At 48.6% G+C, this 23392-nt stretch carries 24 protein-coding genes and 1 pseudogene; 16 read left to right on the top strand and 9 right to left on the bottom strand.

The features are described 5' to 3' along the window. The first annotated feature begins 97 nt into the window (after positions 1-97). Positions 98-829, top strand: a complete 732-nt coding sequence (locus ACIFQN_RS30975; RefSeq protein WP_429836901.1) for a GTP pyrophosphokinase — start codon at positions 98-100, stop codon at positions 827-829. Further along, positions 816-2250, top strand: a pseudogene (gene pepV / locus ACIFQN_RS30980) (dipeptidase PepV). Before ACIFQN_RS30975 ends, pepV begins: the two are co-directional and overlap by 14 nt. 86 nt (positions 2251-2336) lie before the next feature. Here pepV and ACIFQN_RS30985 read toward each other — a convergent pair. Continuing rightward, positions 2337-3533 (bottom strand): MFS transporter, encoded by a 1197-nt coding sequence (locus tag ACIFQN_RS30985; protein ID WP_429836902.1) that lies wholly within the window; start codon positions 3531-3533, stop codon positions 2337-2339. A gap of 23 nt (positions 3534-3556) precedes the next feature. After that, positions 3557-4024 carry a nucleoside deaminase gene (locus ACIFQN_RS30990; RefSeq protein ID WP_429836903.1) on the bottom strand — a complete coding sequence of 156 codons (468 nt, stop codon included), beginning with the start codon at positions 4022-4024 and terminating at the stop codon, positions 3557-3559. A gap of 155 nt (positions 4025-4179) precedes the next feature. Between ACIFQN_RS30990 and ACIFQN_RS30995 the strand changes: the two genes are divergently transcribed. The 8 genes from ACIFQN_RS30995 to ACIFQN_RS31030 all read left to right on the top strand — a co-directional run bounded on the left by ACIFQN_RS30995 (position 4180) and on the right by ACIFQN_RS31030 (position 11347). Further along, a complete protein-coding gene (locus ACIFQN_RS30995; RefSeq protein WP_429836904.1) occupies positions 4180-5070 on the top strand; it encodes a LysR family transcriptional regulator in 891 nt (296 codons plus the stop codon). Between the two features lie 36 nt (positions 5071-5106). Continuing rightward, entirely contained in the window at positions 5107-6183 is a 1077-nt protein-coding gene (locus ACIFQN_RS31000) for a M42 family metallopeptidase (RefSeq protein ID WP_429836905.1), read from the top strand. 209 nt (positions 6184-6392) lie between these two features. Further along, positions 6393-7874 carry a DEAD/DEAH box helicase gene (locus tag ACIFQN_RS31005; protein ID WP_429836906.1) on the top strand — a complete coding sequence of 494 codons (1482 nt, stop codon included), beginning with the start codon at positions 6393-6395 and terminating at the stop codon, positions 7872-7874. Between the two features lie 178 nt (positions 7875-8052). After that, complete coding sequence (locus ACIFQN_RS31010; protein WP_429836907.1) at positions 8053-8487, top strand: Lrp/AsnC family transcriptional regulator; 435 nt, start codon at positions 8053-8055, stop codon at positions 8485-8487. Positions 8488-8492: 5 nt separating this feature from the next. Then, positions 8493-9119 (top strand): LysE/ArgO family amino acid transporter, encoded by a 627-nt coding sequence (locus ACIFQN_RS31015; protein ID WP_429836908.1) that lies wholly within the window; start codon positions 8493-8495, stop codon positions 9117-9119. 93 nt (positions 9120-9212) lie between these two features. After that, complete coding sequence (locus ACIFQN_RS31020; RefSeq protein WP_429836909.1) at positions 9213-9452, top strand: hypothetical protein; 240 nt, start codon at positions 9213-9215, stop codon at positions 9450-9452. A gap of 168 nt (positions 9453-9620) precedes the next feature. Continuing rightward, positions 9621-10373, top strand: a complete 753-nt coding sequence (locus ACIFQN_RS31025) for a hypothetical protein (RefSeq protein ID WP_429836910.1) — start codon at positions 9621-9623, stop codon at positions 10371-10373. Positions 10374-10399: 26 nt separating this feature from the next. Continuing rightward, positions 10400-11347 (top strand): methyl-accepting chemotaxis protein, encoded by a 948-nt coding sequence (locus ACIFQN_RS31030; RefSeq protein WP_429836911.1) that lies wholly within the window; start codon positions 10400-10402, stop codon positions 11345-11347. A 73-nt stretch (positions 11348-11420) separates the two neighbouring features. Here the strand turns inward: ACIFQN_RS31030 and ACIFQN_RS31035 are convergent, their stop codons facing one another. Beyond that, positions 11421-13136: a M14 family metallopeptidase gene (locus tag ACIFQN_RS31035; protein WP_429836912.1), complete on the bottom strand. Its 1716-nt coding sequence runs from the start codon at positions 13134-13136 to the stop codon at positions 11421-11423. Positions 13137-13360: 224 nt separating this feature from the next. On the opposite strand from ACIFQN_RS31035, the gene ACIFQN_RS31040 reads away from it, so the two are divergent. Further along, a complete protein-coding gene (locus ACIFQN_RS31040) occupies positions 13361-14779 on the top strand; it encodes a hypothetical protein (protein WP_429836913.1) in 1419 nt (472 codons plus the stop codon). Positions 14780-14852: 73 nt separating this feature from the next. Here ACIFQN_RS31040 and ACIFQN_RS31045 read toward each other — a convergent pair whose 3' ends face one another. Continuing rightward, the gene (locus tag ACIFQN_RS31045) at positions 14853-15533 is read right to left on the bottom strand and encodes a class I SAM-dependent methyltransferase (protein ID WP_429836914.1); all 681 of its coding nucleotides are present in this window, start codon (positions 15531-15533) and stop codon (positions 14853-14855) included. Positions 15534-15752: 219 nt separating this feature from the next. Here ACIFQN_RS31045 and hppD point away from each other — a divergent pair, with 219 nt between their 5' ends. The 3 genes from hppD (at position 15753) to ACIFQN_RS31060 (ending at position 19492) form a co-directional block, all read left to right on the top strand. Continuing rightward, entirely contained in the window at positions 15753-16844 is a 1092-nt protein-coding gene (hppD, locus tag ACIFQN_RS31050; protein WP_429836915.1) for a 4-hydroxyphenylpyruvate dioxygenase, read from the top strand. Positions 16845-17004: 160 nt separating this feature from the next. Next, the gene (locus ACIFQN_RS31055; RefSeq protein ID WP_429836916.1) at positions 17005-18732 is read left to right on the top strand and encodes a LytS/YhcK type 5TM receptor domain-containing protein; all 1728 of its coding nucleotides are present in this window, start codon (positions 17005-17007) and stop codon (positions 18730-18732) included. Then, on the top strand, positions 18707-19492 hold the full coding sequence (locus ACIFQN_RS31060) for a LytR/AlgR family response regulator transcription factor (protein ID WP_429836917.1): 786 nt from the start codon (positions 18707-18709) through the stop codon (positions 19490-19492). Before ACIFQN_RS31055 ends, ACIFQN_RS31060 begins: the two co-directional genes overlap by 26 nt. Positions 19493-19557: 65 nt before the next feature. On the opposite strand, the gene ACIFQN_RS31065 is transcribed toward ACIFQN_RS31060, so the two are convergent. Then, a complete protein-coding gene (locus tag ACIFQN_RS31065) occupies positions 19558-20526 on the bottom strand; it encodes an SRPBCC family protein (RefSeq protein WP_429836918.1) in 969 nt (322 codons plus the stop codon). Continuing rightward, positions 20526-20885, bottom strand: coding sequence for an ArsR/SmtB family transcription factor (locus tag ACIFQN_RS31070; protein WP_429836919.1), 360 nt, complete (start codon positions 20883-20885; stop codon positions 20526-20528). Before ACIFQN_RS31070 ends, ACIFQN_RS31065 begins: the two co-directional genes overlap by 1 nt. Before the next feature lie 219 nt (positions 20886-21104). Between ACIFQN_RS31070 and ACIFQN_RS31075 the strand changes: the two genes are divergently transcribed. Next, positions 21105-21803, top strand: a complete 699-nt coding sequence (locus tag ACIFQN_RS31075; RefSeq protein WP_429836920.1) for a pirin family protein — start codon at positions 21105-21107, stop codon at positions 21801-21803. A 15-nt stretch (positions 21804-21818) separates the two neighbouring features. Beyond that, on the top strand, positions 21819-22151 hold the full coding sequence (locus tag ACIFQN_RS31080; protein WP_429836921.1) for a hypothetical protein: 333 nt from the start codon (positions 21819-21821) through the stop codon (positions 22149-22151). Positions 22152-22208: 57 nt separating this feature from the next. On the opposite strand, the gene ACIFQN_RS31085 is transcribed toward ACIFQN_RS31080, so the two are convergent. The 3 genes from ACIFQN_RS31085 to ACIFQN_RS31095 all read right to left on the bottom strand — a co-directional run bounded on the left by ACIFQN_RS31085 (position 22209) and on the right by ACIFQN_RS31095 (position 23365). Further along, on the bottom strand, positions 22209-22694 hold the full coding sequence (locus tag ACIFQN_RS31085) for an LPXTG cell wall anchor domain-containing protein (protein ID WP_429836922.1): 486 nt from the start codon (positions 22692-22694) through the stop codon (positions 22209-22211). Positions 22695-22847: 153 nt separating this feature from the next. Next, complete coding sequence (locus ACIFQN_RS31090; RefSeq protein WP_429836923.1) at positions 22848-22970, bottom strand: hypothetical protein; 123 nt, start codon at positions 22968-22970, stop codon at positions 22848-22850. A 17-nt stretch (positions 22971-22987) separates the two neighbouring features. After that, complete coding sequence (locus tag ACIFQN_RS31095; RefSeq protein WP_429836924.1) at positions 22988-23365, bottom strand: hypothetical protein; 378 nt, start codon at positions 23363-23365, stop codon at positions 22988-22990. Positions 23366-23392 lie beyond the last annotated feature (27 nt).

A 23392-nucleotide genomic window follows, 5' to 3' on the forward strand; every position in this document is an offset into this window, starting at 1 on the left:
AGGAAAACTGGTCTCTTTTTGCGATTTTGAAGGATATCCAAACCAAAATGTTGAATGATAAGGACGATGGAGAGTTTCGGGCCGGAGGGACGTAAGCGTGCACAAACTAGATTGGGAACTATATCTGCTGCCGTTCGAGCAAGCTGTAGAAGAAATTAAAGTCAAAATTAAAAATATCCGCAATGAGCTGCGCAAGCGCAAGGAGCACTCGCCGATTGAGTTTGCGGTTGGCAGGGTAAAATCCATCCCCAGCATTTATAACAAGGCAAACCGCCTGCAATTTCCAATTGATGAAAACATTTGCTGGGAGATTAGAGACATCGCTGGTGTGCGTGTCATTTGCCAGTTTATTGATGATATTCCCGCTGTCGTGGAAATGATTCGCAAGCGGGGAGACATGCGTGTCTATTTGGAAAAGGATTACGTCTCCACACCAAAAGAAAGCGGTTACCGCGGCTATCACTTGGCGGTAGAGTATCCGTTAATGATGGCGGATGGACAAGTGACGATCCCTGTGGAGATTCAAATTCGTACCTTGGGCATGAATTTTTGGGCGACGATCGAGCACTCCCTGAATTACAAGTATGAGGGGATTATCCCGTCCAATGTTCGCCAGCGCCTGTTCGAGGCTGCCAAGGCGTCCTATAAGCTGGACAGTGAGATGAACAACATTCGGGAAGAAATCAAAGAGGCGCAAGCTGAATTTACGAAAAAAGAAGTGCCCATGGAATCGCTGCTGTCTTTAGTCGAGCTGGATCTCGACATTGATGCCGGAATGGAAGACATGAGCATAACGGAAGGGAAAGAACAAGAAGATGACAACCATTAATTGGCTTGCGGAAACGGAGAAAAGAAGGGAAGAGCTGCTATCCACTACCCAAGCCTTTTTGCGAATCAAAAGCGTACTCGACCCGGCCACTGCCCGGGAAGGCGCACCATTCGGCGAAGGAATACGTGAGGCGTTGGACTATGCTCTGGGTGTATGCGAGGACGCAGGCATGACGATAAAAGACGTCCGCGGGTACGCGGCGCACGCCGAATTCGGTGAAGGTGAGGAATTGATCGGTATCTTGAGCCACGTCGATGTAGTGCCTGAGGGCGATGGATGGAGCACACCTCCCTATGCGGCAGAAATCGTAGACGGCCGGCTGGTCGCACGCGGAGCAATCGATGACAAAGGGCCGACGATGGCCGCTATCTTTGCTGCCAAAATCGTGATGGAGCTGGGGCTGCCTCTCTCCAAGCGGATACGGTTTATTTTGGGAACGGACGAGGAATCCAGCTGGCAATGTGTCAAAACGTATTTTGAATCAGAAGAAATGCCGACGATGGGCTTTACGCCAGATGCCGACTTCCCGCTCATTTACGCGGAAAAAGGACTGACTGACCTGACATTGCGTCAGACTGTGGAAGCATTCCAGGGCTTGTCGGTTCCGGCTGTACAAAATGCGCAGGCGAGGCTTGTATCTTTGCAGGCAGGTTTGCGGATGAATATGGTGCCTGATAAGGGCGTAGTGACGTTAGAGGCTCTCGGATTGGATAGCCAAACGATTGTACAGAGCTATCGCGAGCACTTGGAGAAGACGGGACTCACAGGGAATGCAAAGGAACAAGATGGTCTCGTGCATCTGCGAATGGAGGGTGTCTCGGTACATGGCATGGACCCGAGCAAAGGTGTCAATGCCGGCACTAAGCTGATCCATTTCTTGCAGACGCTCACGCTGGATGAACGAGGAGCTCTTTATGTCGGCTTTGCTGACCGTTATTTGTACCAGCAGCATTACGGTGTGGCTTTAGGAATCGCGCATCATGACGATGAGATGGGCGACCTTACAGTGAATACGGGTGTGCTGGAATACGAGGCAGACAAGGATGCGTTATTTCGACTCAACATTCGTTACCCGCATTCTGTCTCATTCGATCAATGGTCTGCTGTGCTAGCTGGGCATAGTGCCGAGGCTGGGTTCGCACTGGAAGTGGCCGAGCATTTGACACCGCATCGGGTAGACCCGGGCCATCCGTTAGTAACCACGCTGCAACGAGTGTACACGCAGCAAACAGGAGAAGAAGCAGGGATTATTGCCATCGGTGGCGCTACATACGGACGCTCGCTCGATGTAGGGGTGGCATTCGGACCGTTGTTCCCAGGCCGTCCTGACAGCCCATCAGCGCGATGAATATATACTGGTAGATGATTTGATCAAAGCAACGGCGATTTACGCCCAAGCGATTTACGAATTGGCGAAGTAATAGCAAAGACGGCTGGATGTGTAGAGGTTCCATACACGCCTGCCGTCTTTTTTTGCTGCAACGCTGTGTGATTCTGATCCTGTACCTTAGTTCAACTCAAGACTGGGGACAGCTTTCTTGCTCTCGATCCATTTGATGGAGACAAAATAGGCAACGAGCAGGACCAAGGCGCCGAACAAATAAGGCAGATTGATTTGAACATCGAATAAAATACCGGCAAGTGCGGGTCCGAAAATATTCCCTAGACTCATATAAGCATTGTTCATTCCGGCCACGAATCCTTGTTCATCCCCAGCTTCCTTGGAGAGCAGTGTATTGATCGTCGGACGCAAGATGTTGTTGCATGTGAAAAACAGCATCGTGATGAACATCACATACAAAAATTGACCCGAGATGAGAAGCAGGACGAGAGCGATCGAGGACAGCAGCAGTGTGTAATTGATGGTGGTTTTTTCCCCGAAGCGTCGAATCAGTCTGCTCGTCAGCATAATTTGATTAAACGTGCCGATCAAAGAGCATACCGTTATCAAAATGGCGATATCGCGGGTGGTAAATCCGTAGCTCTGTACAACAAATAGAGGGTATATCGCTTCAAAGTGAGTAAGGCCGAAGGTGAGGGCGAAGACAAGGAACAGTAGAACGAAATAGCGAGACTTGATTGAAAGGGCAATCTGTAAAAAAATGTTAGGTTTTTTTTCTGAGGATTGTTGCCGCAGCAGGCGAGTTTCCAAGGAAAGTGACTCCGGTAACAAGAGAATGCTACATACCATCGCGAGAAGACCGACACACGCAGAAGCGTAAAAAGGTGCTCGAATCCCAAACTCAGCGAGCAATCCTCCGACACCAGGACCGATAATAAATCCTGAGGACATGGATGCCCCCAAATACGACATCGCTTTGGTGCGCTGATCGTTTGTAGTGATATCCGCCACATAGGCCATGATCGAAGGGACCAAAGCAGCAGAGCCGACACCCCCAATCAAGCGTGATACGAACAACAGCCACAACTGGTCTGCGATGGCTGCGAGCAGGTTGGAAATCGCGAACAAGCTCAGTCCAATGACAATCATCGGCTTGCGGCCGCGCTTATCCGCAATGTTGCCGGCAATGGGCGAAAAAAGAAACTGCGACAGTCCGAAACAGGAGACCAGGTAACCAGCTGCTTGTCCACCTGCCCCGAATTCGTTCAGAAACTCTGGTAAGACCGGTATGACGAGGCCAACGCCAAGCATAGCGAGAAACATGTTTACTAATAGTAGTGGAAACGATGGGTGAATAGACACGGATTTTTCTCCTTAGAACTTACTTACTTGCTTCTCATGGTTTTTCTCCAGAGAGCAAATGGATTTTTTGCCTCGTCTTCGTTCTTCAGGTGCAAGATCGGCAATGCTTGTTTTTCATAAGGAAGCGCCAGCTGTTCATAGACGTACTTGGTACTCATGCCGACCTCTGCGGCGTCTTTTTCGGTGTAAGCATAGTAAACAGTTTTGGCGCCTGTCCAGTAGATGGCGGCGAGACACATAGGGCACGGCTGCCCGCTGGCGTATACTTCGCAGCCTTCGAGCGAAGGGCTGTTCAATGTTTTGCATGCTTCCCGGATGGCCTGCATTTCTGCATGAGCCGTTACGTCATGAGTAGCGAGAACTTCGTTTACTCCTGTCCCAATCACTTTCCCGTCTTTTACAATGACTGTACCAAAAGGCTTGCCCTGATTCTTCAAAGTGTTTTCGTACGCCATTTCGATTGCTTGCTGCATGAACGGATTTGCTGTCATTGCGATCTCCTCCCAAATAACATGAGATTTATTTTGCTCCAGCTTTCAGTGCTATACGTTACGTCACTATGCTACCATGAGAGCTGATATACGAAAAATATTAATGAAGTTCATGTTGCTTATTTTTTTCGTATAGAAAAAAGGGGGCGCTTCATTTGGATGTCAAGCAACTGCGCTATTTCATTGCGATTGCAGAAGAGAAAAAGATTTCGGCAGCCGCGAAAAGGCTGCATATGGCCCAGCCTCCATTAAGCCAGCAACTGAAAAACCTGGAGCAGGATTTGGGGGTGCCATTAGTCATCCGCCACCAAAAAGGCTTGGACCTGACGGAAGCGGGTGTCAACCTGTACAAGCACGCACTGAAAATCGTGAAATATATGGATGAGTCACGTCTTGAGGTAAAAGAAATCGGCGATGGCACACGAGGAAAATTGAGTTTGGGGGTCAACACCCTCTCCTCCGACTTATTAGCGGATGAATTAAGGAAATATAAAGAGCGATATCCGCACATTACCTATAAAATTCAACAAAACGAGTCGGCTCAGCTCTGCAAGATGGTCAAGGAAAGGGTAATAGAGCTGGCGATCGTTCGCTTCCCGCTTGAGCTCGATGATTTTTCCATTTTGCATTTGAAAAGTGAACCCTTTTATTTTGTTTCTTCTACACAGGAGGAGCGGTGTGCTGCTGTGATTCGTTTTGAGGAGATGCAAGCCTATCCGTTGATTTTACCGAGTACCGAAGGCTTAGGGGTGTACCATATGATTCTTGAGGAATTTTCCCGGCGTAACTTGGAAGTCAAATTTTTGTCCGAATGCTCGGATATCCCCATGCTTTTGGAGCTGGTATCATCGGGTTTCGGAGCGACCATTGTACCTGAGGTCGTGCTGAAAATGCACAAGGGACATGAGCTTTCGGTCATCAAGATTGAAGAGACGAATTTGAGCGGGGCATCTGGAATTATATGGTTGAAGGACCATTATCTCTCCATGGCGGCAAGACACTTTATTGAGCAAATCAAGGATTCTATCCTTCCTTTCACGAAATAATGATTACATAAGTCTGTTGATAAAAGGAGACTGAGGATGGACGATATTACATTAATGATCAAGGAATTGACGGAAGTAGATGGGGTTCCCGGACATGAGAGAGAAGTGCGGATCAAGATGGAGGAATTTTTACAGCCGCTGAGCGAAACGCTGTTGAAGGATCGGCTCGGGGGTGTATTGGGAAAAAAAACAGGACTGGAGGGCGGCCCAAAGATACTTTTGGCTGGACATTTGGATGAAATTGGCTTCATGATCACGCACATTACGTCGAAAGGGTTTTTGCGTTTCATCCAGCTCGGCGGGTGGTGGCCGCACAATGTGCTTTCTCAACGCGTGAAAGTGAAAACACGCAAAGGAGAGTATCTGGGGATTATTGGATCAAAGCCGCCGCATGCATTGGAAAAAGAAGAGCGCGAAAAAGTGATGAAGCTCAAAGAACTCTATATTGATATCGGAGCGAAAAATGAAGAAGAAGCGAAAGCGATGGGAGTACGCCCGGGTGATTGGGTAGTCCCGGCCAGCGATTTTACGACCATGCGTGACGGCGAGCTCTGGGTAGCAAAAGCTCTGGATAATCGGGCGGGTTGTGCGCTCGCCATCGAAGTGCTGAAGCGCCTTACAAGCGTCGAACATCCGAATGTCGTTTACGCTGGCGCAACCGTTCAAGAGGAAGTGGGGTCACGAGGTGCTGGTACTGTGGCGAAGCTCATTGAGCCCGACATTGCGTTTGCGCTTGATGTTGGCATAGCGTACGATACCCCCGGAAATGAAGCGTATCCGATGACCTGTAACGTAGGGGACGGACCGCTCGTCATGCTGTTTGACGCCACGATGATTCCTCATACCGGATTACGTGATCTGGTAATGGATACGGCTGAGGAACTCGGAATCAACATACAGGTGGATGCACTGGCTGGCGGCGGTACAGACGCTGCTAAATTTCATACGAATGATATCGGCTGCCCGTCACTCGTCGTCGGATTTGCAACACGCTACATTCACAGCCACAATTCGATCATGGCAAAAAGAGATTTTGAGCAGGCTGCTGATTTGCTGACTGCGGTCATCAAAAAGCTTGATCGAGAAACGATCAACGCGCTGTTGGATTCGTAGACAAATTAAACCCTCTTTGTTCTTCGGATATGGGAGGGTTTAGTTGTTTTTTTGCAACGACTCATTTAGTATAGGTAGGATAGGAATCCGAGTGGACAAAAGTCTGCCTAGGGATGATTATGATTGACGGTAGCCGGTTTTTTCGCACCCACTGTCCATGCAGTCTTTGGTGTGGCGAATCGGACCGCTTGTGAAAGGAAGTGGACACCATGGCAAAATCGTTTGCGTCTTTTGGCTTTCGACCGGAGCTGATGCAAGGGATTCAAGACCTGTACTATAAAGAACCAACGCCGATTCAGGAGGAAGCAATTCCACTGATTTTAGATGGAAAAGATGTCATCGGACAAGCCCAGACGGGTACGGGAAAAACAGCGGCATTCATGCTGCCGATCCTCAATGGAATAGAAGCGGGCAAACGAGATATTCAGGCGTTGATCCTCACGCCAACACGCGAATTGTCGATTCAAATTGCAAAAGAAGTAGAGAAGCTGGGGAAGCATTTGAATGTAAATGTACTTTCTCTGCACGGTGGTACGGACATTGACAGACAGCTGAACAAACTGAAAGAAACGGTACACGTAGTCGTAGGAACTCCAGGCCGTGTATTGGATCATATGAAGCGGGGCTCGCTTCATTTTGGACGCATTTCCACACTCGTACTGGACGAAGCAGACAAGATGATGGAGATGGGGTTCCTGGAAGATGTGGAGCAGGTCATCGTCCACACGCCATCCCAGCGCCAAGTGCTGCTGTTCTCGGCAACCATGCCTGATCTGGTGAAAAAGCTGGCGCATCGCTTCATGAAGCAGCCGCCACACATCAAAATTGAGGGCAAACAAAAAACGGTTGAGAAAATTGAGCAATTCTACTACGTCGTGAATCAAAGCGACAAGACTGACGCTCTTGTGGACGTACTGGAGCAGGAACAGCCGTTCTTGACGATCGTGTTTGCTAATACGCAGGTGCGTGTGCAGCAGTTGACAGCGCGTCTGCAGGAAAATGGACTCGCAGCGCAAGCACTGTACGGGGATTTGTCACAAAACAAGCGGGAGCAATTGATGAAGCAATTCCGCGACATTCGCTTCCAATATTTGATTGCAACGGATATCGCGGCACGTGGCCTCGACGTAGAAGGCGTGACACACGTCATTAACTACGACCTGCCCAATGACGTAGAAAGCTATATTCACCGTGTCGGCCGTACAGGCCGTGCTGGACAAAAGGGAAAAGCGATCTCGCTCATATCTCCTCGTCAGAAAAACTTAATGGGTCGTTTCGCAAAAGCAACCAAGGCATCCATCGAAGAGCGCATTTTACAGGCAGGTCGCCATTTGGATGCGGGTCGTCGCGAGCGTGCAGAAGAACGGGAAGCTCATTACGTCGAATTGCGTGCGCAACAACAGAAGGAGCAGAAGAAGGAAAAAGACAAAGAATTCGCTCCGGTTCGCGAAGCCTTGAAGAAAAAGGCGAAGGTAAAGCCAGGCTACAAGAAGAAGCTGGCGCGTGAGCTAGATGAATTACAGACCAAGTACGAGCAAAACCGCAAAAAGGCAGAAGCCATCGCGGCACGAAAAGCTGGAAAAACCGCGGGGCCGACTGCCAAGAAAGCAGGAAAAGGCGGAGCAGGACGACCAGCCCAGGGTGGCAAGCCGTTTCGACCGTCTACAGGGAAAGGCAAAGGAAGAGGCTAAAAAACTAAATGGGCTTACTGAAGACTGTTTCGATACCATTCGTATCGGGGCAGTCTTTTTTGGCTGCTTACAAAAAATAATAAAGTGAAATACGATAAAAACTTACATTATTCTTGATTATTTGATAATCGACTTTCATAAATGAATTCGCTGCTATAATGAGAGGAGGAGGGATGACATGGACCGTATAGATGAACAAATTCTACTTTTGTTGAAAGAGAATGGACGAATCACCAGCTCGGATATTAGCAAAAAGGTCCATCTATCCGTACCAGCAGTCTCGGAACGTATACGCAAGCTCGAGGAAGCAGGCATTATTGACCATTTTACCGTCAAGCTCAATCGCGAACAGTTGGGGCTTCATCTGATTGCATTTATTATGGTTCAACTAGAGCGGCCAGAGCATGTATCGGGATTTCGAGAGGCGATCTTGCAAACAGATCGTGTATTGGAATGTCATCATCTCGCTGGTTCCTATGATTACTTGCTCAAGGTCGCACTAAAAGGAACGGCAGAGTTGGAGCGGCTCATATCGGACACCCTCAAGCAGATCGAAGGAGTCACCAAGACCAACACGATGATCGCCCTATCTACCATGAAAGAGGAGATGTGAGAAAGATGGCCGTATGGGATGGTCTGCTGTTCGGAATGCTTCTGCAGCTCTCCGTTGGCCCCGTCTGTCTGGCCGTTTTGCAGCAGTCGATCACGCGAGGTTTTCGGCATGCATGGAGGATGATTGCAAGCGTGGCCCTGGTGGATGCATTTTACATGGCTGGTGCTATCGGCGGGTTGTCTCTACTCTTGCAGCTACACTGGGTCAAGCAACTCGTGTTGATCGGAGGCGCAGTTATACTGGCCTGGTTTGGAGTGGGTAGCTTGCGTTCTAAAGTAGGAGAGGGGAGGACAGAAAGTGAATCCCCAGAACATGGGAAGGAACGGGGGAGCAGTTTTTTATACGGGCTGTCGCTGACCTTGAGCAATCCATTGACGATCCTCTTCTGGTCAGGGGTTTTCGGATCGCTGATGGCATCCCACAGTGTGCAGGGCGGGCTTCAACTATTTTTCTTTGCTGGCGGATGTCTGCTTTCGACTCTTTTCTTCCTTGGTCTGGTCGCTATTCTTGGAGCGTATTTATCACGCTTTTTTGTACCGAAGTGGCTACAGAGGCTTAATATCGTGGTGGGCCTGTTTCTGATCGGTTTTGCCCTGATCCTGCTCCAAAAAGGGTTGTCTCCCGTGAAATAGTGTTTTCCTCCCCACACATTGTGGGTAATATATAGGTAGATAGAACCCTGCGTGCAAAAGACAACAAAGTACAGGGTACGAGGAGAACCAGCGATGACAGATAAATGCTTTACATGCGGCAACATTTTAGACCCTGGGGAGCACAGTTGCAAAGTATGCGGGCAGAACGATATGGATGACTACCGGATGATTCGGAACTATGTGAGAAGCTACCCGAATTCAAACGCCATGCAAATTGCCAACGCGACGGGTATTTCCGTATCAAAAATATTGCGTTATATTAAAAATGGCTCATTGACTGTAGTTGACAATCATTCTCGCCGAGGGAGATAACGAATTGAAACATTGGAAAGCCCATGCCGCCTTTGTGGAGGTAAGTGGGTTTTTTCGCATGCGGCAGGAAGAGAAAGCCAGCAGGGAGCCCATCGTGTCAGAAATTGGCCGAACATGAAAGGAAAAGCTAGAATCGTGGCGAATCATAGTGATTGAGGTGAGAAGATAATGAAGGGATCCCGTGCACAACGTTACCGCTCCCGGCGGAGGAATGATTCAGAAGTAAGCCGGTTTTGGATCATGGGGTTGCTTTTCTCACTGCTGGTGCTCGCTTTTGAATTCTTGATCGAGATTCCCGCTGAAGCAAATTGGCTGCAAGAAATGGAGATGGCTTTGTTTTCTGCCAGCTTCACTTTGCTCGCTTTTTATTTGCTTGGGCTTACCTTTGCCTTTTCCCGCCAACAAAAGGCAGGGAAGATCAATCACCAGGTCATTATTTACGTATGGCTGGGGGCGATCTTGTTTCATTTGTTCCTGCTCATCAGCAATTTGTCCAATCAGCATGTCTATAAAGCAGGGATCATTTTATTTTTAGGCCCTCTTTTTTTAACTGTCTACCATTTCATTACGTACTTGTCTGAATTGCGTGCAGAGCGTGAGGAGCAAGAAGCCGCAACGACTGCATCCATGGAGCGGACAGCCTATCAGATGATTTTGGAGGGCAGCAAGGTATACGGAGAGATCAGCCGTTTGAAAACAGAGTATCCCGAAGTGGAGCAGATGCTTCGAGCCAACGATTTTCACGATAAACTGGAGCGATATGCCCTGGAAATGCAGCAGTATTTGCAGGTCAAGCAATTTGAGCGCAAGGACGTGGAGCTGTTGGAAGGGCATTACCTCTATTTGGAAAATCTGCTGATCCTGGCGAAACAGCATCCGGGAATTATAGAGTCCCGCATGTACTCCCGTCGTGATGACTAACTGTGGACAAAAGGAGAAGGTGAAACATGTTCTGGAAAAAGGACAAGGGACTTGCGGACAAAGAAACAGCAGCGACAGCAGTAGAGGCACAGGTACATAAAGCAGATGAATCGCAAAGGGAGATGAAAAAGGAGCTATCGGCCATTTACGAACAGATGGGGACTATTATTTCTTCACACAACGAAGTGAACGCACAGCACGATGAGCTCGGTCAACTGGCGTCACAAATGAAGCAAGTGGTAGAAAAGATTCGGCGCATTAACGAGAGCGACGATGAATCCGCCAACCAGCTGTTTGAGAGAGGCGAGCGTCTGACCTCAATTTGCCAGCAATCGGTTGAACGCTCTGATGAAGGCAAAAAAGCGATGAATGAGGTCGTACAGGTCATGAACACGCTGGAACAGGATTTCGTCAACACGTCTCGTTCCATGAGCAGATTGGAAGAGCGCTCTTCGGAAATTACGAGTATCGTCAAGGTAATCAGTGATATTGCCAATCAGACGAATCTTTTGGCATTGAATGCAGCGATTGAAGCAGCGCGTGCTGGTGAGCAGGGGCGCGGTTTTGCCGTGGTGGCGGACGAGGTACGCAAGCTGGCAGAAATGACAGCAAACTCGACGAAGGACATCGCAGATTTGATCGGCAAAATTCAGGAAGAGACAAAAGAAGCGCTGGCGAATAGCGAAAAAAGCAGCAGCGCCATCAAAGACGGGCTTTCCATCAGCAAAGATGCTTCGAGTAAAATGGAAGGAATCGTTCATGCCTTCCATCATGTGAATGAAGAAGTGTCTGGGGTTATGCAAATTATTGGGCAGCAAAAGCACTTTGCGGGTGAGGTTTCGCAGCAGGTAAACGAAGCGAAAAGCTTGCTGGACGAGCTGAATGCAAATTTGGTGAGCCATGTAAATGAAGCGGGTGAGGTTGACCGGCTCCTGCAGGCAAGTATCAAAGATGTGAAAAAAGTATTGGCCTAGTATCTTCTTTATCCAATTTAGTTGAAACGAAACGTCCCCTTCCTGAGTCTTAAAGGAAAGGGACGTTTTATTTTCATTCCTTCGAACGAGTTGGAAGAGCCTTTTCCAGCATATACCGGTAAACGGGAACTTCATCGCCTTTTTCTACAGCTATAAAGTTAAAGGTGACGTAGCTGTCAACAGATTCAGGCTCCATTGTGAGTGCGATAAAGTTGGCATTGGGTTGATCCATCTGGTACACATAGCTTCCTGCGGGGAATGTTTTGGTTTTCTCTGACACGTTGGTTGTCACTTGATTGGTAAAATGCCCATTTTCATAAGTTGGATTTACTTTGTTGTCAACGACAGTGTAGCTTTCCACAGCAACGGTTGTTTCCAGTGACAGCTTGCTGACCTTGACACCGAGATTTTGGAGTTTAGTGGCAATGTCATGGTAGGCAGGCGGCATGATATACGCTGTCGGACGTTCGCGTTCCATTACAGGATACGCATCTGTCGAGCTTACCCAATCAATGGGGGCCGATACCTTTTTTGCCTCTGCCAAATCAACGACGACGAGCGATTGATTCGGAATCCGTTTGTTTTCACTGAGGACCACGATTTTGTCATTGTCGTTTGCTTTTCTTCCCTTGTCGCTGATCTCTTGACGCGCCTTTGCTACGGCAGCCTTTACTTCGCTGGCGTGGGCAGCGGTCGACTGGATAAAAGACGAGTGCGCGTGTACCTGACTGTAGACGCGGCGCTCAAAGTCAGCCCGGCCGATACCAATTCCCCGTGTTTCGACCAGGAAGGTCAGCGTATTTTTCAGGCCAAGGGCATTGCGTCCAATCCGTGTTTCCGTGCTTCCTTCTGTGGCGGTTACTTTCCCGTCCTTGCCTTTCGCAAGCGTAAAGTATGCGTGGTGAGCCAGCTCTTCCTTATCCAGTGCTTTTTGGACGTCTGCAAGCAACAGATTGTCTGACATTTTGCGCAGCGACTCGGGGATATTTAGGTTTTTGGCAGAGGAGATCAGCACGTCATAAGACGAATTGGCACCTTTTGTTCCTACATCGGAGAACTGACTGTAATTTACGCCATACTCGTGGGCATCCAGGATGACATCCGGTTCGTACTCATTGATCGCGTTGTGTATGGCCTGGACTTCCGGATACTCGACTTTCATGTAATCGCGATTGGCATCCTGATTCGTTGCTATGTAGCGCTTGAAGCTATATGACCCATCGGGATTGATTCGAGGCACGATCGCGATGTTCACCTTGTCTAGCAGTTCGGCACCCAGCTTTTCTTCGCTTAACCATTTAGCGAGCACGAGAGCCGATTCACCAGCGGCCGGTTCGTTGCCATGAATTTGCGCCTGCAGCCAGATAAGTGGTTTGTCCTTGTTTTTCTTTACATTGCTTAGGTCTTTGCTAAAAATCAACAGAGGAATGTCACGCCCCTCCAGCGATGTGCCGATCGTGACGAGCTTGACTTGCTTGTTGCTTGCTGCGAGCTCGGTTATGTAAGCCATCATTTCTTCTTGAGAGGTGAATGCTTCCTTGTTTTTTTGAAAGGCTGGCGTCTCGAAAGAAACATCAGGCTTGGGGAAAAGGGCTTCGATGTTGGCAGGCTGCACATAGCTGGGGCCATATCCGTAGTACGGTACAAACTGTTTCTCTGCCATCGTTTCTTTTGCAGATGCTTTCCCGACAGCAAAAGACAAAGGCAACACAGAAACGCTTGCAAGTAAAGATACGACTAGAGCTGTTGTAACGGCCTGGAGTGGCCTCGATAGATGTTTTTTTATCATAGTGTCCCTCCTCAATAGGCAGGCTATAGCAACTTAGGATAAAATTATCAGATAATTACGAAAAAATGAATCAACCTCTGTGTTCATTTTACTTGGCAGAAAGTAGGACTATCGTGTGAGTATACTTGAATAATATGGTATTATTTTCATAAGCTTACAAAATATGTGTATATTCAGGCAAAAAAGTGAGGAGAATTTTTTCAGCAAAAGAGTAGGGGGATGACATGGTCAGAAAAGAAAGCATTCTGTTCATTTTGATTACGGCCATCGCCATATGCACCTTTTTTCCCGAGTATTCAGCATCTAACCAATGGGCGAAGCCGCAAGAAAAAGAAACGATCACGCCCATAAAAGGAGCCGTGCACAAAAAAATGGAGGTTCGTTTTGGGGACGGGGATTCGTATTGGATGCATCAGGTTCAAGGGAAGCAAAACGAACAACCGTATACCTTTACTGTACCGATTACCAGCACAGGGAACGTGACGTTTCGCTATCGTGAGTATACAGAAGCAAATCAACCATACTGGAAAATCATCAACCTGAAGGACGCTCGGGACCTGCCTCTCGTATCCGGTTTTATTGAAGCACCAGACATGCATATGTGGCTGGGAATGCCTACTGTATACACGGACAAGGGGAGAGGGACCATCGACGAAAAAAGGGAGCTGTCCCTGCCCGTAGAAGTCAGGAATACGGCGAGCGGCTTTGTTCTGCAAATCAAGCTGCCGATTCGCGCGGGGCATACAAGTGAAGCATGGGCATTGCAATCGAGAGAGCCGCTCGTCTCCTGGGGGGACCCTATTCTGGAAAAGGTGTGGCTCGCTCTTGACGTGACCCAAAATGCAAAATGGTTGTATGACGGCTATTATTACACAAGTCCGTCAACCTATGAACCTTACACACCTAGCTCCTATTGGCGAGTCCCTGAAAATTACGTTCTTAGATCCTTTTTATATACAGGTGGAAGCAGGGCAGCTCGTGATATGGGCTATGTCATGCTGAAAACCAGCTTGCGCCAGCAAGAGCCAGGGGGATACTGGAAGTCCCTGCCCCGTTCACAGTGGTTATATGAGGACTACGGTATTCCAGAGGGCTTCTACGATACCCGTTTTAACACGGGAGCAGCCGATTTGATGTTGCGGGGCTGCATGCAGTATCAAGAAGAGGCCTTTTGCGAGTCGGCGAAGAAATACGCGGTATTTTTCCAAAGCCATGCAGCCTCCAATCACTATGTGATCGAGGGTGTCCAAACGGGATGGCTGGTAGAGGATTACGCTTCCCCTATCAAAAAAGAGGTAAGGACGCATGTTTCTCTCAATCATCAATTGGCGGAAATCAATTACCTCTATAGCAGCTACTTGCACTTTGGCAATCCGACAGATAAAGACTTGGCTGATCTTATGCTCCGTGCTGTCGTGAACCTGGGATCGAAATGGATTTTGGGCAACGGTGATTTGCACTACGCGTATTTTCCGAATGGAACGTTTGGCAGGCCAGACTATCCATATCTCACGTACAACGATCTGGTAGAGACCCAAAGGCTATATCATCTCTTGTACGGCATGGAAGAAGCAACGATTGCGAAGTTGATCACGAGTAAGCTTGCGTGGATGAAGCATAATAATGTTGCCTACGTAAAGTGAGCGGGAAACAAGAGAAGGCTGTTGTTGGCACAAATGTCAGCAGCAGCCTCTTTTTTGGGGGATACCATGCCTTTTATTTTTGCAAGGCGAACAGTGTCAAAAAGCTGACGGCCTCCCGCAATTCCACGCTCAGGCGCCCGGCGATATCCGGGGTGATCCCTTCCTTGTAAACGGGTTCTTCGGCAAGTAAGGAGAAGCCGTTTTCGCAGGCCAACTGTTTGGCTTCCCAGGGCATCATCGTATTTTGAATGGTAGCTTCCTCATAGAGCCTGCGATAGCTGTGCGCGCGTGGTCCAGCGGTTGGCCCGAGAATACCCAAGACCAGCACTCCGCCTGGAGCGAGCACCCGATGCAGCTCTCGTAATGCATGTAAGGGAGAGGGAGTGAATTCAATGACATTAATAGAGAGGATACCTGCGAACAACTCGTCTGAAAAAGGCAGCTTGCTAATGTCTCCTGTTTGAAAATGCACATGACGCTTCGCGGCTTTTGCCCGGTCATTTGCGAGGCGAATCATTTCCCCGGCAATGTCGACTCCTTCCACTGTGAAACCTAGTTCAGCAAGTTTGCAGCTCGCATAGCCATCACCACAGCCGGCATCCAGTACCGGTCCATTCTGTGCCGAGACGTGGTTCAAGAAAAAAGGCAAGATGGTGCGTCGACTACCTGATTCCCACATGGCATCACTTTTCGCGTGCCAGTCTACCGCAAATTCGTCCCATTGTTTGGCTGCTTGTTCACTCCATTGGCTCATAAAATCGGTACTCCCTTCCCTTTGCGTTGTTCCTCTCATTGTACCAAGCGATCGCTCAATTGCGTACTTTAATTAATGAAAGCGTCTGAGCGTTTTCGCGTTATTTCGCGTTCTTGCATGAGGAAGCGCTTCCAATGTAATCTCAATGTATCTGCAAAACAGTCATAATAAGCCAAAGAGTCATATTTATTGAAAAAGAAGGAAAACGGAGGGGTAGAAATGAGCAACACCGATTTTTTTCCCATTCAAGACTGGGATTATCTCGAGTTTTATACCGGGAACGCCAAACAGACGATGCATTATTTTATCAAAACATTTGGTTTTGAAGCAGTAGCTTATTCAGGCCTGGAGACGGGCTCTCGTGAAAAAGTTTCTTATGTACTGAAGCAGAATCATATGACCTTCGTTATTAGCGGAGCGCTCAATCCGGATAGTCCCATTGCTGAATTTGTGAAAAAGCATGGAGACGGGGTGAAAGACGTAGCGCTTCGTGTAGAGGACTGTGAACAGGCTTATCGCGAGGCTGTTTCGCGTGGAGCGATTCCGATCATGGAGCCTACAGAATACACAGACCAATATGGGACGGTTAAAAAAGCAATCATTGGCACTTACGGTGAAAATATTCACTCCTTTATCGAGCGGAAAACCTATACCGGGCCTTTCTTTCCTGGCTTTGTCCCGTACCAATCTTCAGTAAAAGCAGAGGGCACGGGAATTGTCGGTATCGACCACATTGTCGGCAACGTGGAAGTAATGGATGAGTGGGTCGAATACTACCAAAAGGTCATGGGCTTTACAGCCGTTCAAAATTTTAGCGAGGATGATATTTCGACCGAGTATTCTGCCCTCATGTCCAAGGTAATGCAGAGCGGGACTGGCCGGATCAAATTCCCTATCAACGAACCTGCGGAAGGACGACGCAAGTCACAAATCCAGGAGTTCCTCGAATTTTACAAAGGTCCTGGCGTGCAGCACATCGCGATTTTGACCAACGATATTATTGACACGGTTTCCAAGCTTCAGGCCAACGGTGTAGACTTCCTCTCCGTACCCGATACCTATTACGAGGAGCTGAAGGATCGTGTGGGAGAGATCGACGAGGATATTGAAGCGCTGAAAAAGTTGGGTGTTCTGGTAGACAGAGACGATGAAGGATACTTGCTGCAGCTTTTCAGCAAGCCGATTGTGGACCGACCTACTTTGTTTATCGAAATCATTCAGCGCAAAGGCGCACGTGGCTTTGGCAATGGCAATTTCAAAGCACTTTTCGAAGCGTTGGAGCGGGAACAGGAGAGACGGGGCAACCTGTAGACTCGATTCCTCCCAGTAGGGAAAACCATCCTCAGAGCGGTGTAACACACGCTGGGGATGGTTTTTTATTTGTATTCAGTCTTGTCAGACAATTTTCTTGACCGTCCATCGACCTGCTGTAGATAATGGGGGAAGAGTTGGCAGGTGGGGGGATGAATAAATGAATCTGGCTTTGATGGTGCCTTTGGCTGAGCGGACAGCTGTCTTAATTGTTGCCGCACTGCTGTTTACCCGTGTGCGAGCATTCCGCAGTATATTGAACCAACAGGCTACATGGCGGGAGAAAGCAGTCATGGTACTGATTTTTTCTGCCATTTCTATATTAGGAACGTATAACGGAATCTGGTATCAGGATGCCATTGCCAACTCTCGGGTAATTGGTACCGTAGTGGTTGGACTCCTTGCCGGACCTTGGGTAGGGCTGTTAACTGGCTTGCTTGCAGGTCTTCATCGCTATACGCTTGGCGGATTTACCGATTTGGCATGTGCGATTTCCACCATCAGTGAAGGCTTGATCGCAGGATTGATCTACCAGTTTCGACGTAATCACAACCAGGAAATTGGTTGGACGACGGCACTTGTTGTCGGCTTTATCGCGGAATGGATGCAAATGGGGATTATTTTGCTGGTAGCAAGGCCCTATGCAGAGGCGCTGGCCCTCGTGAAGTCGATCAGCGTACCGATGTCTGTCGTAAACTCATTGGGCGTCGCCATCCTGATCATCATTATTGATTTAGTGAAAAAAGAGGAAGACCGAATCGGTGCGCTTCAGGCACAACGGACGATGCAAGTAGCGGACAAGACGCTTTCGTATCTACGCCAAGGCTTGACGTATGATTCCGCGCAAAAGGTAGCCGAGGAAATTTTGCGTACGACCCGAGTGGCAGCGGTTGCGATTACAGATACGAGATCAGTGCTCGCACACGTAGGGGCCGGCTCGTCTCACCACGTGGTAGGAGAAGGAATTACGACAAAGGCAACACAAGAGGTCATCCTTACCAAGGAACTGATGATCGCTCGAACGAAAGAGGAGATCGGCTGCCGGGAACCGAACTGCTTGCTGCGTTACGCAATATTGGTGCCTTTGATGCGAAGGCAGGAAGTGGCTGGCGTATTGAAATTGTACCAGGATCGTTCGCGGAGGCTTTCAGCAGTCGATTTGGAGCTGGTCCGAGGCTTGGGGAACTTGATTTCTACGCAATTGGAGCTGGCTGAGCTGGAAAAGCAGTCACGCCTTTTGGCTGATGCGGAGATCAAAGCGCTGCATGCTCAAATTAACCCGCATTTTTTGTTTAATGCGCTCAATACCATTGTTTCCTTTATTCGCTTTCGTCCTGAACAGGCCCGTGAGCTGCTGATTCATCTGGGTGAGTATTTCCGGCGCAATTTACACGATTCAGGAGGATATGTCAGCCTGGCTGGTGAACTGGAGCATATCGAGGCGTACCTGGCGATTGAGCGTGCCCGTTTTGGTGACAAGCTGCACGTGGCGTATGACATTGAGCCAGGTGTGGAGCGTGTTACTGTACCGGGTCTGATTTTGCAGCCGCTTGTAGAAAATGCGGTCAAGCACGGGCTGTTGCCCAAACGGGAAGGGGGCACGGTGATGATCAGAGCACGACGTATCGACAGACAAGCATTGGAGCTGACCGTAGCGGATGACGGTGTGGGCATGGATCAGGACCCGTTCCTCCCCTCCGCGGCGCAAAAAGATGGCAAGCGGCGACTGTCCGGTATAGGACTTACGAACGTGCGGAGCCGACTGTTATCTATCTATGGGGAACCGTATGGGATCGCCATAGATAGCGAGCCCGGTCAAGGGACGACCTGCACGATACAATTACCGGTGGGGGTGAATGTGAGTGCTAAAAGTATTCATCGTGGATGATGAAGCACCTGCCAGAGAAGAGCTGCGGTATTTACTCGAGCAGTTTCCCGAGGTGTCTGTAGTTGGTGAAGCTAGCAGTGGAGAAGAGGCGATTGAGACGATCGTTCAGCTCGGGCCAGACGCTGTCTTTTTAGATATCCACCTGCAGGATCGGGACGGTGTTGATGTAGGTCAAGAGCTGCTGGAGTCGATGGTAAAGCCACCGGTCATCATTTTTGCCAGCGCCTATGAAATTCATGCTGTCCGTGCATTTGAGACAGAAGCAGTCGATTACATCGTCAAGCCATTTAGTGAAACCAGGCTTGCGAAAACGATGAATCGGGTACGAAAATTGCTCCGTACCTCACATGCGCTGCACGCGATCGAGACCCCACAGCTAGAAGAGAGACTGCAAACCTTGCTGATGAGCGTGCTGAGCGATCAGCAGCCGCGTCGTGTTCCCGTGGAGAAGAACGGCAAGATCATGCTCATCGATCCGAACGAGATCGTGTTTGCTACCTTAGAGGGCCGTTACGCCAGCATTTATACTGGATGCGAGCAATTTGCTACCTCATTTTCTTTGCAAGAACTGGAGAGCAGGCTGTCTCCCCGGCAATTTTTCCGGACACATCGGGCCTATATCGTCAATCTCTCGCGAACAGCAGAGCTGGTTCCCTGGTTCAAGGGCTCGATTCATTTGGTCATGCAGGACAATCGAAAAACAGAGGTTCCTGTCAGTCGCAATGTAGTGAAGGAACTGAAGAGGCGCTTAGGTTTTTAAGGCAGACCAAAAAGCCGGGAACACAGGTGGATACGCCCGCGTTTCCCGGCTTTTGCCATACAATGCTACAGCTTCGCCAAGTATTCGTCCAGTTGGTCGAAGGTACCGCCAAAGCCTTGCTGCATGGAAGGATGCATGGAATAGAAGAATTGAACCTCTTCCTCAGAGGCGTGAATAGGTCCGCCTTGCAAAGTCAGGGTCGTCTGGCCGTCCTGCTCTGTGAAGGTCACGATATTCAGGATTTCCAAGGGATAGAGCTCGCTGAATGGTGCCCGAACGGTATTCCCTTCTACATCAGAGAAGGAATTCACGAAGACGAGCTTATTTGGTCCTGACACTTCGCGAAAAACAAATTTTCCCCACATCTGGTGGCCGTCCGCGTTCTGCATGCTGTAATGAAAGAGGCCGCCCGGTTGTAAATCGAATGTGGCGATGTGGATGTCGAAGCCTGTTGGACCCCACCAATGCTTTAGATGCTCCGGGTCGGTCCATGCCTTGAATACTAGATCGCGCGGTGCATGGAACGTCCGCGTAATTTCCAAATTGGTTGTTTTTACAGCGTCCAGCTCTTCTGCCAGGCGGCCCAAAGTCGACTTGGCGCCTTCGATCGCTCCATATTTATTGACGGTTTCTTCCAATTCCTCGACGGTTGGGAATACCATCCGCATGGTTAGTTCGGTGGCGCTGCCCTTATCCTCCATCGTCACCGTTACACGGAAGCGCTCGTCCTGCTCATCGTCCCCGTGGGAATAAACCAATCGCTCGGGACGAACAATTTCGATGTACTGAATTCGGTTGATATAGTCGGTTCCATCCGGTCCGTGCATGACGTAGCTCCATACTCCGCCTGGTCTCACGTCCATTTCGTGGATAGTGATCGTAAAGCCTTCCGGTCCCCACCAGTGTGACAAGTGCCGTGGGTCCGTCCACGTTTGGTAGACGATCTCCCGTGGGGCTTGAAATACGCGAGTCACTGTCAATTCCCGACCCGCTACTTTTGCGATTGCGTTGTTCAAAATTTTGCTCTCTGCCATTATTCATCCTCCAAATGTGAGTTTTTGTTTTGTAATTTTTGCAGATAACTGTCCAAACGGTCGAATTTTTCTTCCCAAATGGAGCGGTATCTCTCCAGCCATGCGTAGAGATCTTGAAAAGGATCGGGGCGGAGCTTGTAAAACCGGCGGTTAGCCTGTGCATGCACCTCGACGACTCCGCTCTCATAGAGAATGCGAAGATGCTTAGATACTTGGGGTTGGCGAAGTTGCAGCCGATCGGTGAGTTCCCCCACAGTAAGCGGACCTTCTCGAAGCTGTTCTACGATACGAAGCCGGTTAGGTTCTGAGAGGGCATGCAGTAGCTTGCTTTCAAGGTGTTCTTCCTTAGATGAGGCCATGTTTACTCTAGCAGTCCCCCTTCAATGTGGGTTGCTATCCTCTGTAATTACAATATACCATTAAGGGAATATTCCTGCAAGGGAATATTTAATTTAGTGTTTGTCGGGTATTCTTTTATTTTCTTGTTTTTGACTGAGTTTTATTTATCATGGAGAATGAATTGAAGATTGGAGAAAAAACTCGTAGACTAGAGAGAGTGAAAAGAAAGGGAGATGGGTATGATTCAAGTATATCCTTCAAATTTGAGATATTCAGTCGATATTGGGTGGCTGCGCAGTCATCTCAGTTTTTCTTTTGGGGAGTATTTCGACGAGAACAACACAGGTTTTGGAGTCATGCGTGTATGCAATGACGATGAAGTAGCGGGCGGCAAAGGTTTTGGTCCGCATCCCCACAGTGACATGGAGATTGTTACTATCGTTCTACGCGGGCAGATCAAACACGAAGACAATTTGGGCAATGTCGAGGTGACATCTGCTGGAGAAGTGCAGCGAATGAGCGCAGGGAGTGGAATCATTCATGCTGAGTACAATGCTTCGGAAACAGAGGAGCTAAACTTTTTGCAGCTTTGGTTTATGCCATCCGAACGAGGCTTGACGCCGTCTTTTGAAACATCGCGCTACGATGCACAAGGCATGCTGAATCGGTTACTGCCAGTCGTTTCTCCAGAGGGTGGAGAGCAGGTCGCGTCTATTCATCAGGATATGACGATTTATTTGAGCAAGCTCGAACAGGCAAAGGAGCTGCATTTTACCCAAGAAGCCGGTCGAAGGGTATTCCTGTTTGTAATGGAAGGGAAGCTCTCTGTGAACGATAAAACGCTGTCTACGAGGGATACAGCGCGCATTGAGGAAGAGGCGAGCCTGACGATTGCAGCAGAGGAAGAAGCCTTTTTTATGCTGATTGATTTGCCGTAAAGGAGGGGACAAGACATGAAAGAAACATTATTGGTAAAGCATGCTGTCGGAGGCAGAACCTTTATTGATACGGGAAAAGAGGCTGTAGCTTATGTGCTTGAGCCGGCTGGAGAGAGAGTTCGCTTTCGCCTGAACATTTCAGAGCGGGCACGTGTAGAGGAAATCATGAAGTGGAAAGATGAGCTGAACGTGTTTTTGTTCCAGGAGAAAGACGGACAGCCTACGATAAAAATCTGGTTTTACGTCAAGGACGGCCCTGTTACCTACGATGCCGCATCCGGGCAATTGACGATTATGGCCCACTCCCGTATCGAGTACATTCCAGATCATTTCAGTGCGCATTTGTAAAGACAAAGACCAGTTCAACACATATCACATGTGCAGGACTGGTCTTTGTCTGTTATTTTAAAGCGAAAAATCATCTCTTTTCTTGCGTGATACTAAATAACCCCCCAAGACGATCAAGAGCAATCCGAGGATTCCCCCTACTTGACTGGACATTAGATTCGCTACGAGAAACACAAGAGCTACTGCTGTCAATACTCCAATCGGGATCAGCAGGCCGGTTTTCCGCCCGCCAAAAATGTACAGTTCCGTAAGTCCAAGAGCAGGACCTAGCAGGAAGAACGGCCAAACCGTACTCATATCGCCATCCAAAAAGATCTGACTGAAAAAGAAAAGAGGAGCATAGACAAGCAAAATTCCGCCTGGAACTAACAGCCCTGCACGCTGAGGCCGCGGATTCATGAAGAAGAAAACATGAAATAAGATTGCGGGTATGAGCAGAAAGAATGGCCATAGCTTGTCGATTGCAAGCGGTATGTTCAAATAGGTTGTCATTACAAAAATCGCGCCAATGCCGATTAATCCGTATCCTCCGATTTGTCTCATGAACATATTCTCCTTTTTGGTTGATCTTCCAATTTCTGTATCATTTTAACATACGCTGTAAGTGAGAGAATCAGTCCTGGGACGGAGACACATCAAACAAGTAAAATCCTCCCTTTCCAAAGAGAAAAGGGAGGAGCGACAGGGCCATTTACTCTATCCGATATAGTATTTCAGAGCGAACAAGCCCATGACCACGACAAGCAGGCATGCGGAAAAGACTTTGATATCTCTGATGGTTCCTTGAATCATCGCCATTTCTTTTTTCGTATATCTCATGATCTCTCATTCTCCTCTCAGGATTGGCTGTGAGTTCCTTTGAGGAGACTGTCCACAAATTTCGACCCGTACTTGATCGGCATGAGAATGATCCATATTAATCTGGTTTGGACAATGAACAAAAAGCTGACGATGAGTGCAAGCAGCAAATAAAGCGTATGCTGAGGTTTGACAGGAATGAGATACGCATGTTGTTTCTGTGCAAAAAACTTTACAGATGGAAGCGGTCGATAGCTGACCAGATGAAACACGCCTTTATGAAGGCTCGTATAGGAGGCTGGCGCATCCGAAGCAGTCATTTCGGCAGAGATAGAGCTGCCAGGAAATAAGCACAAGCAGGCAATTAGAATAGCAAGCCAACACGTACCCATGAAAGAGTTGGGGCGAGATATCATCTTGTCCCTCCTAGGCTGAAAAAAACA

It is taken from the genome of Brevibacillus sp. NRS-1366 (assembly GCF_050467985.1).

What these genes read in the sequence shown, in the direction of transcription:
- ACIFQN_RS31020 (WP_429836909.1), top strand. Translation starts at nt 9,213, where the DNA reads ATGACAGATAAATGCTTTACATGCGGCAACATTTTAGACCCTGGGGAG.
- ACIFQN_RS31065 (WP_429836918.1), bottom strand. Translation starts at nt 20,526, where the DNA reads ATGGCAGAGAGCAAAATTTTGAACAACGCAATCGCAAAAGTAGCGGGT.
- ACIFQN_RS30990 (WP_429836903.1), bottom strand. Translation starts at nt 4,024, where the DNA reads ATGACAGCAAATCCGTTCATGCAGCAAGCAATCGAAATGGCGTACGAA.
- ACIFQN_RS31025 (WP_429836910.1), top strand. Translation starts at nt 9,621, where the DNA reads ATGAAGGGATCCCGTGCACAACGTTACCGCTCCCGGCGGAGGAATGAT.
- hppD (WP_429836915.1), top strand. Translation starts at nt 15,753, where the DNA reads ATGAGCAACACCGATTTTTTTCCCATTCAAGACTGGGATTATCTCGAG.
- ACIFQN_RS31035 (WP_429836912.1), bottom strand. Translation starts at nt 13,136, where the DNA reads ATGATAAAAAAACATCTATCGAGGCCACTCCAGGCCGTTACAACAGCT.
- ACIFQN_RS31040 (WP_429836913.1), top strand. Translation starts at nt 13,361, where the DNA reads ATGGTCAGAAAAGAAAGCATTCTGTTCATTTTGATTACGGCCATCGCC.
- ACIFQN_RS31000 (WP_429836905.1), top strand. Translation starts at nt 5,107, where the DNA reads ATGGACGATATTACATTAATGATCAAGGAATTGACGGAAGTAGATGGG.
- ACIFQN_RS31010 (WP_429836907.1), top strand. Translation starts at nt 8,053, where the DNA reads ATGGACCGTATAGATGAACAAATTCTACTTTTGTTGAAAGAGAATGGA.
- ACIFQN_RS31045 (WP_429836914.1), bottom strand. Translation starts at nt 15,533, where the DNA reads ATGAGCCAATGGAGTGAACAAGCAGCCAAACAATGGGACGAATTTGCG.
- ACIFQN_RS31070 (WP_429836919.1), bottom strand. Translation starts at nt 20,885, where the DNA reads ATGGCCTCATCTAAGGAAGAACACCTTGAAAGCAAGCTACTGCATGCC.
- ACIFQN_RS31075 (WP_429836920.1), top strand. Translation starts at nt 21,105, where the DNA reads ATGATTCAAGTATATCCTTCAAATTTGAGATATTCAGTCGATATTGGG.
- ACIFQN_RS31095 (WP_429836924.1), bottom strand. Translation starts at nt 23,365, where the DNA reads ATGATATCTCGCCCCAACTCTTTCATGGGTACGTGTTGGCTTGCTATT.
- ACIFQN_RS31085 (WP_429836922.1), bottom strand. Translation starts at nt 22,694, where the DNA reads ATGAGACAAATCGGAGGATACGGATTAATCGGCATTGGCGCGATTTTT.
- ACIFQN_RS31080 (WP_429836921.1), top strand. Translation starts at nt 21,819, where the DNA reads ATGAAAGAAACATTATTGGTAAAGCATGCTGTCGGAGGCAGAACCTTT.
- ACIFQN_RS31015 (WP_429836908.1), top strand. Translation starts at nt 8,493, where the DNA reads ATGGCCGTATGGGATGGTCTGCTGTTCGGAATGCTTCTGCAGCTCTCC.
- ACIFQN_RS31090 (WP_429836923.1), bottom strand. Translation starts at nt 22,970, where the DNA reads ATGAGATATACGAAAAAAGAAATGGCGATGATTCAAGGAACCATCAGA.
- ACIFQN_RS31030 (WP_429836911.1), top strand. Translation starts at nt 10,400, where the DNA reads ATGTTCTGGAAAAAGGACAAGGGACTTGCGGACAAAGAAACAGCAGCG.
- ACIFQN_RS31005 (WP_429836906.1), top strand. Translation starts at nt 6,393, where the DNA reads ATGGCAAAATCGTTTGCGTCTTTTGGCTTTCGACCGGAGCTGATGCAA.
- ACIFQN_RS31055 (WP_429836916.1), top strand. Translation starts at nt 17,005, where the DNA reads ATGAATCTGGCTTTGATGGTGCCTTTGGCTGAGCGGACAGCTGTCTTA.